This is a genomic window from Nocardia sp. NPDC057440 (assembly GCF_042802915.1).
Taxonomy (GTDB): Bacteria; Actinomycetota; Actinomycetes; order Mycobacteriales; family Mycobacteriaceae; genus Nocardia.
The window spans coordinates 114361-121278 of record NZ_JBHVDF010000021.1 but is presented as its reverse complement, the minus strand read 5'-3'; the positions used below and the strand labels follow the sequence as shown (position 1 = coordinate 121278).

Below are 6918 nucleotides of genomic sequence, written 5' to 3'. Positions count from 1 at the left end.
CCGCACACCGGCCCTTCGGACAAGCCACATCCCGGACCTACCACCACCCAGCCTAACCACCGTCTCCCAGCCATGTCTTGACATAAAGGGGAGCCATGAGCGTGCGTTTGGTCGGTGCCACCGTGGGGTGCCGCTCTGAAGGGTCTCGCGTTGCGATCCAACCTCTGCTGGAATAGACCCTTCACTCTCGTATGCGATTGTTCCGATCATGATTGGTTGCACGACAAGCACTTCGAGTGCTGAGCTGCCTGCTTGGCAGTCTTGATCGGTCGGGCAGTACCTGGTTCGGATCGTGTGTCTCATAGAGGTTTTCGGTCGATGGCTGCCAGGAGTTCCTCCACCGCCCGTAGCGACGAGCAGGGGTCGGTGGCGCACAGTTCCGGGTAGTCACCCGATACCGCCATGTACACCGCCTCGGTGACAACCCAGTGCACGTGGATCGATGACATCGGTATCGCCTCGTTCATGAGGGTCTCCGTGCTCGCGGAGGGAACGCGACGAACGCCGCTGGCACCGCGCGAGCGGCGCTCCTGCACTCGGAAGATGTTCTCTCCGACTCTACGCGCCCCCTCACCCGCGCAGAGTCTGAAACTTCTGCTCAGAGCAGCCCTTTTGTGCGCGCGGCATGAGCGGGTGTTGGGTAGGAAGCTACTTGGCGGTTGGGCCGTTCCGGCTACTCCGCGGCCGGCGACGCCGTACCGGCGACCCGGTCGTAGGTGAGGAAGGCCGCTCCGCTGCCGAGGACCGTGTGGTCGACGAGGTTCCACGCATCGGGGGCGAAGCTCGCCGAGCGGCCGAACATCGGAATGCCGGCGCCGAGGGTGAGCGGGCTGAGCTTGACGATAACCTGATCGATCTCGCCGTAGAGCGCGCCTGCCAGGTCTCCGCCGCCCACGAGCCAGATGTCCTTGCCGCCTTGCCGTTTCAGCTCGCGCACCGTCGCCACCGGATCATCGGCCACGACCTTCACCTGCGGGTCCGGGCTTTCGGTCAGGGTCCGGGAGAAGACCACATGCTCCAGATGCGGGTAGGCATCGGACACCCCGACCGCCAGCCCGATCTCGTAGCTCTTGCGGCCCTCGACGACGGTGTCGAACCGAACGTTCTCGGCCGTGATGCCGAACGCGGCCCGCGCCGCCCCCGGCAGCGTCTCGGGGTATCCCTCGATGAGGTGCTTCAGGTAGTCCTCCGACGGAGTCCAGAAGCCACCGGGCCCGCTCGGGTCCGATCCGTCCGGGCCCGCGATGAAGCCGTCGAGAGTAGAAGCAATGAGGTACACCAGCTTGCGCAAAAAAGGCCCTTCGTTGATCGGATGGTGAGTGTCCGGTCCGAACCGGACGTCCACCGAGCTATCACTTCGTTGAAGTTGGACCAGTAAAGCACTTCATTCAAAGTACTGCAAGCAGAGTGGTTATGTGAGGTGGGCCACCACTGCCGAGCATCCCCGACGTTGGCGTACCGCACGACGCGGCGACAGATTCTCGCTACATTCGGCAGAAGCGGACGTTCAGCAACTGCGCGCCCAGCGGCATGTGAGTGCATTTGCGAGATGCGAGATGCGAGATGCGAGCAGCAAGACATGCGGCGAATCGTGTTCACGCGATCCTTGAGCTGATTGGCCTACTCAGGTCCCGCAGAGCTTCGTCGTATTGGTTGCGGTCGAACCGGAATGGACCGAACGCGCCATAGTCGCGTCGGCGACGGGGTTGTTCGGAGCAGTCCCAGATCACGAGGTCGTCGGTGACGGTGATCTCGGCCAGGAGTGGCCAGCAGCCCCACTCACCGCATTCACATACGAGCACGGGTGTCTTCGATCCCGTTGCCATGGTTGACCTTCCGTGGAAGTGGTCGTCCATCCGCAGGGACCGAGAGTGCGCCGGGATGAGGCCACCGTATGCCCCGCCTGCGGGTTGCATACCTGCGTCGAGTTCGAATCTGTCGATCAGATCGGTGAGTGGCACGCCGTCGATACGTGGGATGACCCGGTCACGTCGCATGATCGGAAGGATTCCGGCGAGGAGCCAGCGGCGTGGGCGGGGGAACTGGACTTGTCTGTCGAACTGGATCTTATTGATGGCCATGGTGAAATCCGGTCTTGCCGGTGGATCGGTACGTGGCCGCGGCTTGGTGCAGCTCGTCGATGAGGATTCGGGCGGGGTGGTAGTGGTGCGTGTATCGGTTGAAACCGAATTCACCATCCGGTTCGGCAAGTCTGGCCTCGACCTCATCGGACCATTCGGTGTGCGCGAACAGCGCCGAGTAATTCCTGGCTAGACGGGCGACCTCGCCGGATGACCAATCCAGTTCCGGGGGTGGATCTTTCAGCAACCTCGTGATGGTTTGCACGGAACGGATGCGGGTGATGGTTGGAGCCGTGGTCGCGAGCAACTCGGCGAATCGGACCAGCACCGGTAGCGCATCGGAGTAGTGGCGAGGCCATGGTCCTGAGCCGTGCAAGGCGCTGAGGCTGAGTGGTTGAATAAGAAGAGTGGTCTGGTCATCCGTATCGCCGGAAACCAGCCACTTGCCGGGGATCACCGGCAGGGGCGCACGGCGCCCTTTCCATAAGAGAAGATCACTGCGCCAACATATACGGGCACCCGCTCCACCTGCAATATCCGCTCGAACAGGTGCAGACCAACCTGGTGATTCGATCCGACTCGACAGGCCTTTGCTTTCGAACGAACGCACTCAACTCGGCATTTCAGTGCGTTGGTGGATGTCGAGATAGTCTCGGCCCGTTAGATCTTTGGGGTGTTTCGCGTGGCCTGTCGGACCCGCGCGTCACGCGGTAATGCAGGACGTTGCTGGTGTGCGGGAGAGGGTTCGGCGAGTCGCGCCGGAGGCCGACGCACAGTTCGCCGGTCACGGGGCGGCCCGCCGACTAGAGTTTGTTGTGTGTCAGGCTGTCGCTCGATCCTCGGTGCTGGAATCGCATGAGGGCCGTCGTGTATGACCGCTACGGCGGCCCCGAGGTGCTGTCGATTGCGGAGGTCCCAGCGCCTTCCCCAGGGCCGAAACAGGTGCTCGTCCAGGTGCACGCGACGTCGATCAACCTCTCCGACTGGGAGACACTGCGGGGGACGCCGCTGTATTCGCGCATCGGCGGGCTCCGGGCACCCAGACGCCCGGTTCTCGGATCCGATATCGCCGGACGGGTCGAAGTCGTCGGCTCCGAGGTCACACTGTTCGCACCGGGTGACGAGGTCTACGGCGACAATCTCATGCTCAAGGGCGGGTTCGCGGAATATGCCGTGGTTCCTGAATCGGCGCTGGCCCACAAACCGGTGTCGCTGAGCTTCGCCGAGGCGTCGACGCTGCCACAGGCGGGGGCGATCGCACTGCAGGGCACGGCCGGCATCGCAGCCGGTATGTCGGTGTTGATCAACGGAGCGGGCGGCGGGTCCGGAGCGTTCGCGATCCAGTTGGCCAAGAGTGCCGGGGCGCATGTGACCGGGGTGGACAATGCCGCCAAACTGGCGTTCATGCGCACGCTCGGCGCTGACGAGGTCATCGACTATCGCGCCGAGGACTTCACCCGAACCGGACCGTACGACCGGGTACTCGACCTCGTCGCCCACCGGTCGGTCTTCGCCTATCGCAGGTCGGTCGCGCGTGGCGGTCGGTACCGCTGCGTCGGCGGCACCACGCGCGCGTTGCTGCGGTTGACGACGGTCGGAGTGGTCGCCGGAATGGTGACCGGCCGCGGGCTCGGGGTCCTCGCGGTGAAGGAAGGGCCCGCGCACTTCACACCCCTCGCGGAGTCGTGTGTCGCGGGACGGATCGGTATCCACATCGACCGCAGTTTCCCCCTCGACGAGACCGCGAACGCGCTGGCCCACGTCGGTGCGGGACGCGCCCTGGGCAAAGTGGTGGTCGAGATCCGCTGACCGGCACCACCGGATGTTCTGAGCCGCAACCGGTCTGGCCCGCCGGCTACCACGACGTGGCCGCTTCGCTCAGCGCGGTAGGCGGCAGTTGCGGACGTTCGTCACCGCGCGCCCAGCGGCATTACAGGGCGTCGGCCTTGATCATTTCTTCTGATCGACGGAGCGCACCAACAGCCAGATACCAGCCGGGACACCCAGCATCAGGACGAACTCATCGACGAGGGAACCCGATGCGCGGAGGAAGGTCCAAGCCGTTCCCGCGAAGACGGGGAACCCTAGTGCGGCTGCGAAGAGGCGGATGAACACTCAAATCAGTATCTCCCCAAGGAAATTGGACCGGGCGATGGCAGTCTGCAGATAGCTGGGGCGGGAGGGCGGGCAAGGCGTGGCGATCGTCGGGTCGGGCCGTCCATTCCGTCGCTCGCCCCCGTCCGTTACGCCACCGCAATTCCCCAGCTGCGTCGAAACCCTCGCAATCCGGCCACAGAACTGGGGGCGCGTCGGCGGCAGCGCTGTGACGCCAATTGCTGGCAAGATCAACGCTATGCGCTCTACCGTGCCCACCCTCGGGTTGCTGATGGCGGCTGTCCTGCTGACCGGATGTGGTTATTTCGATCGAGGACGCGACCAGGCCGAGCATGACAGCTCGTCACGCGAGATCGAGACGGCCATCCGGGCCCTTCCAGGGGTGACCGACGCATCACACCGCTTCGAGCACTACAAGGGTAGGCACTTCAACGCCAAACTCGACGTGCGGCTCAGGGACGACGCCACACCGGCCGAGGCCGCGTCTGTGGTGAGTGCCATGGGCGCTCAACCGCTTCCGCGCCGTTTCGAAGGCGACCCGATAAGGGTCACCATCGACCGGATGGCGGACTCCTATTCCGCGTACTGGATGTTCGGCCGTGACGTGAGCACGGAAGCGAACGCCGCAAACAACTGGGCGCGACTATGGGCTGCGGGTACCGAAGTGCACTGGGACTCGAGCGGCGGCTTCGCGGACCGCATCACCAACACCATCGACATCCGGGCGGGCTCCGAGAGCGAACCTCACCGCGCCACCGCGGCGATGCGCCGAATCATCCGGGACTTCCCCGAACTGGCATCCAACCAGTGGATCGTATCCACCGTTCATGAGCGGGAGCGCGGGTTCACCAATCACTCGGAACGGAGCCCCGGGTCGTATCCATGGCCCCATGATCGCGTCACCCCCCACCAAGAGCCCACCCCTCGCTTCCCGTCCAATGACGAACTCGACCTGTGGCAGTGGTTCCTGACCGATCAACCCATCCCGCTTTTCGCTCGGGTGTCGGTCTACGACCCGCCTTTTGAAGGCCGCACACTGGGCGTCACCGTATTCCCTCCCGTAGGTACGGAATTCAGCGCCGCGCAGACCACACAACTCGCCGATCTACATCTCCCCTACCTGGCAGGCTCCGGCACGGCGGTCGCCTACACGATCCACACACCCAACGGCCCCGTCTACTCCATGGGCCCCTTTTTCGAGGTCGTGGTCGGCGGCTGCCAGACACCCGGATACAACGTCTTACCGGAGTCGCAGCCCTACGTACGTCGATACGAACACTGCTGATCCGCGTCCCACAACCACCGTGTCGAGATGATCGGTAGCGCCGACGTCGAAGGCCGGCACAAGACATCGCGGCGAGATCATCCGGCCTGATCTCGCATTACTGCGCTGATATTGGCCTTCTAACGCCGTACGGCGGTGAATAGTGCGGGACTGAGCCAGCTATTCGGTGTCATCTGCTGCGGCTCGCCGAAGCCAGTCCAGATTGCGCGGTAATCGGCAGATGCGGATGTTCACGACCACGCGCCCAGCGGCAGGAGCGGACGGAATTGGCGTGCGCTGGCCGGGTCGTAGCTGTCAAACTCATGACCGTGCCGAAACGTTGGAACGAGATCGACTGGGACGATCCGCGCCCCGAGCTGCTCGAAGTCATTGCGTCGTGGGAGAGCATCGCTTGGGAACCCGTGCCCGTGAATGCCCCGGCACTGGAGCGGTACCTCGTTCAGGTGGCGGCGACCCACCTGAACGGTGGATACCTATTCGGGCGGTGGTGTGCGGTCGACTATTCGGACACGACGGCCTGGTTCCTCGCTCGGAACCGGTTGGAGGAGTACGAACTCCTTCGTGTCTTCTTCGACAGTAAGGCGGTCCGAGCGGGGCTCAGCGAACTTCAGATCCCCAAGCCGCTCGGTCGGGACGTTGGCGGCTTTCAAGAGCATTGGGCTGGATCGCTGTGCCTGGACGGCTTGCTGGCTGGCGCGATCGTGAATGGCGGCGCACATGAGCGATACCGCGGGCCAGCGCGCGATGCGAAGGCGCTCGCTAGTGCTGCCGTTGAAGCGTTGACCCAGAACCGTTTTGAGGACTTTCGCCTGGATGTAAGCCACGAGGCATGGGCTCCATGGTTCGAGGGCGTGGTATTTGATCAAACGTACGTCCTGACTGACACCGCCAATGCAGAGATCACTGTTCTCTGCATCACCGACACAAGCTGACAAACAGACTGACAACGCCCGCTCTTCGAGTTCCGTATGTCTTGTCGATACTCATTGCAAGCTGAGTGCTGTCTGCGAGTCGATGTGGGTCAGCTTCTCCGACAATAGGTTCGGTGCTGAGCGTGGCACTGATCTTGCCGAAGCCGACCAGGTTCCGGAGCACGCGCTCGATGCCAATGATCGGCACCCGTGCCGCGGTCTTAATGCCGCCACCGTCGGTGAGAAGCACGACATCCGGGGCGAGCACGTTGAGAAGACCTTGCGGGTCACCGGTTTCCAGCGCCCGCTGAAACGACTCCAGCGCCGCCCGCGCCTGGTCGGGGGAAACCACCGAACGCGGACGGCGGGCCTCGACATGCTGCCGCGCGCGGCGGGCGATCTGACGAACCGTCGCCGGTGTTTTGTCGACCGCGGCGGCGATCTCTTCATAACTGACATCGAAGACTTCGCGGAGCACGGTTGCCGAGTTGGTCGTTGCGCTGCTCATCCCGCTCCTCATGCCTTG

8 protein-coding genes are annotated in these 6918 nt (G+C 63.7%); 3 read left to right on the top strand and 5 right to left on the bottom strand.

Features of this window, described 5'->3' with window-relative positions:
* Positions 1 to 299: 299 nt before the first annotated feature.
* From ACFU4Z_RS32150 to ACFU4Z_RS32135, 4 genes are all read right to left on the bottom strand, one after another.
* Positions 300 to 467: a hypothetical protein gene (locus tag ACFU4Z_RS32150; protein WP_379070715.1), complete on the bottom strand. Its 168-nt coding sequence runs from the start codon at positions 465 to 467 to the stop codon at positions 300 to 302.
* A 206-nt stretch (positions 468 to 673) separates the two neighbouring features.
* On the bottom strand, positions 674 to 1345 hold the full coding sequence (locus ACFU4Z_RS32145; RefSeq protein ID WP_378672221.1) for a dihydrofolate reductase family protein: 672 nt from the start codon (positions 1343 to 1345) through the stop codon (positions 674 to 676).
* Positions 1346 to 1595: 250 nt separating this feature from the next.
* The gene (locus ACFU4Z_RS32140) at positions 1596 to 2081 is read right to left on the bottom strand and encodes a hypothetical protein (protein WP_379070712.1); all 486 of its coding nucleotides are present in this window, start codon (positions 2079 to 2081) and stop codon (positions 1596 to 1598) included.
* The gene (locus ACFU4Z_RS32135) at positions 2068 to 2691 is read right to left on the bottom strand and encodes a hypothetical protein (RefSeq protein ID WP_379070709.1); all 624 of its coding nucleotides are present in this window, start codon (positions 2689 to 2691) and stop codon (positions 2068 to 2070) included. Before ACFU4Z_RS32135 ends, ACFU4Z_RS32140 begins: the two co-directional genes overlap by 14 nt.
* A gap of 245 nt (positions 2692 to 2936) precedes the next feature.
* Between ACFU4Z_RS32135 and ACFU4Z_RS32130 the strand changes: the two genes are divergently transcribed.
* From ACFU4Z_RS32130 to ACFU4Z_RS32120, 3 genes are all read left to right on the top strand, one after another.
* Positions 2937 to 3890, top strand: a complete 954-nt coding sequence (locus tag ACFU4Z_RS32130; RefSeq protein WP_067834621.1) for an NAD(P)-dependent alcohol dehydrogenase — start codon at positions 2937 to 2939, stop codon at positions 3888 to 3890.
* A gap of 544 nt (positions 3891 to 4434) precedes the next feature.
* Positions 4435 to 5481, top strand: coding sequence for a hypothetical protein (locus tag ACFU4Z_RS32125; RefSeq protein WP_379070706.1), 1047 nt, complete (start codon positions 4435 to 4437; stop codon positions 5479 to 5481).
* 302 nt (positions 5482 to 5783) lie between these two features.
* Positions 5784 to 6413 carry a hypothetical protein gene (locus tag ACFU4Z_RS32120; protein ID WP_379070703.1) on the top strand — a complete coding sequence of 210 codons (630 nt, stop codon included), beginning with the start codon at positions 5784 to 5786 and terminating at the stop codon, positions 6411 to 6413.
* Here the strand turns inward: ACFU4Z_RS32120 and ACFU4Z_RS32115 are convergent.
* Positions 6397 to 6900 carry a sigma factor-like helix-turn-helix DNA-binding protein gene (locus ACFU4Z_RS32115; RefSeq protein ID WP_379070700.1) on the bottom strand — a complete coding sequence of 168 codons (504 nt, stop codon included), beginning with the start codon at positions 6898 to 6900 and terminating at the stop codon, positions 6397 to 6399. The genes ACFU4Z_RS32120 and ACFU4Z_RS32115 overlap by 17 nt on opposite strands.
* Between the last annotated feature and the right edge of the window lie 18 nt (positions 6901 to 6918).

Excerpts from the sequence above, each read along its gene's own strand:
- ACFU4Z_RS32150 (WP_379070715.1), bottom strand. The coding sequence starts at position 467 with ATGAACGAGGCGATACCGATGTCATCGATCCACGTGCACTGGGTTGTC.
- ACFU4Z_RS32140 (WP_379070712.1), bottom strand. The coding sequence starts at position 2,081 with ATGGCCATCAATAAGATCCAGTTCGACAGACAAGTCCAGTTCCCCCGC.
- ACFU4Z_RS32130 (WP_067834621.1), top strand. The coding sequence starts at position 2,937 with ATGAGGGCCGTCGTGTATGACCGCTACGGCGGCCCCGAGGTGCTGTCG.
- ACFU4Z_RS32125 (WP_379070706.1), top strand. The coding sequence starts at position 4,435 with ATGCGCTCTACCGTGCCCACCCTCGGGTTGCTGATGGCGGCTGTCCTG.
- ACFU4Z_RS32120 (WP_379070703.1), top strand. The coding sequence starts at position 5,784 with ATGACCGTGCCGAAACGTTGGAACGAGATCGACTGGGACGATCCGCGC.
- ACFU4Z_RS32115 (WP_379070700.1), bottom strand. The coding sequence starts at position 6,900 with ATGAGCAGCGCAACGACCAACTCGGCAACCGTGCTCCGCGAAGTCTTC.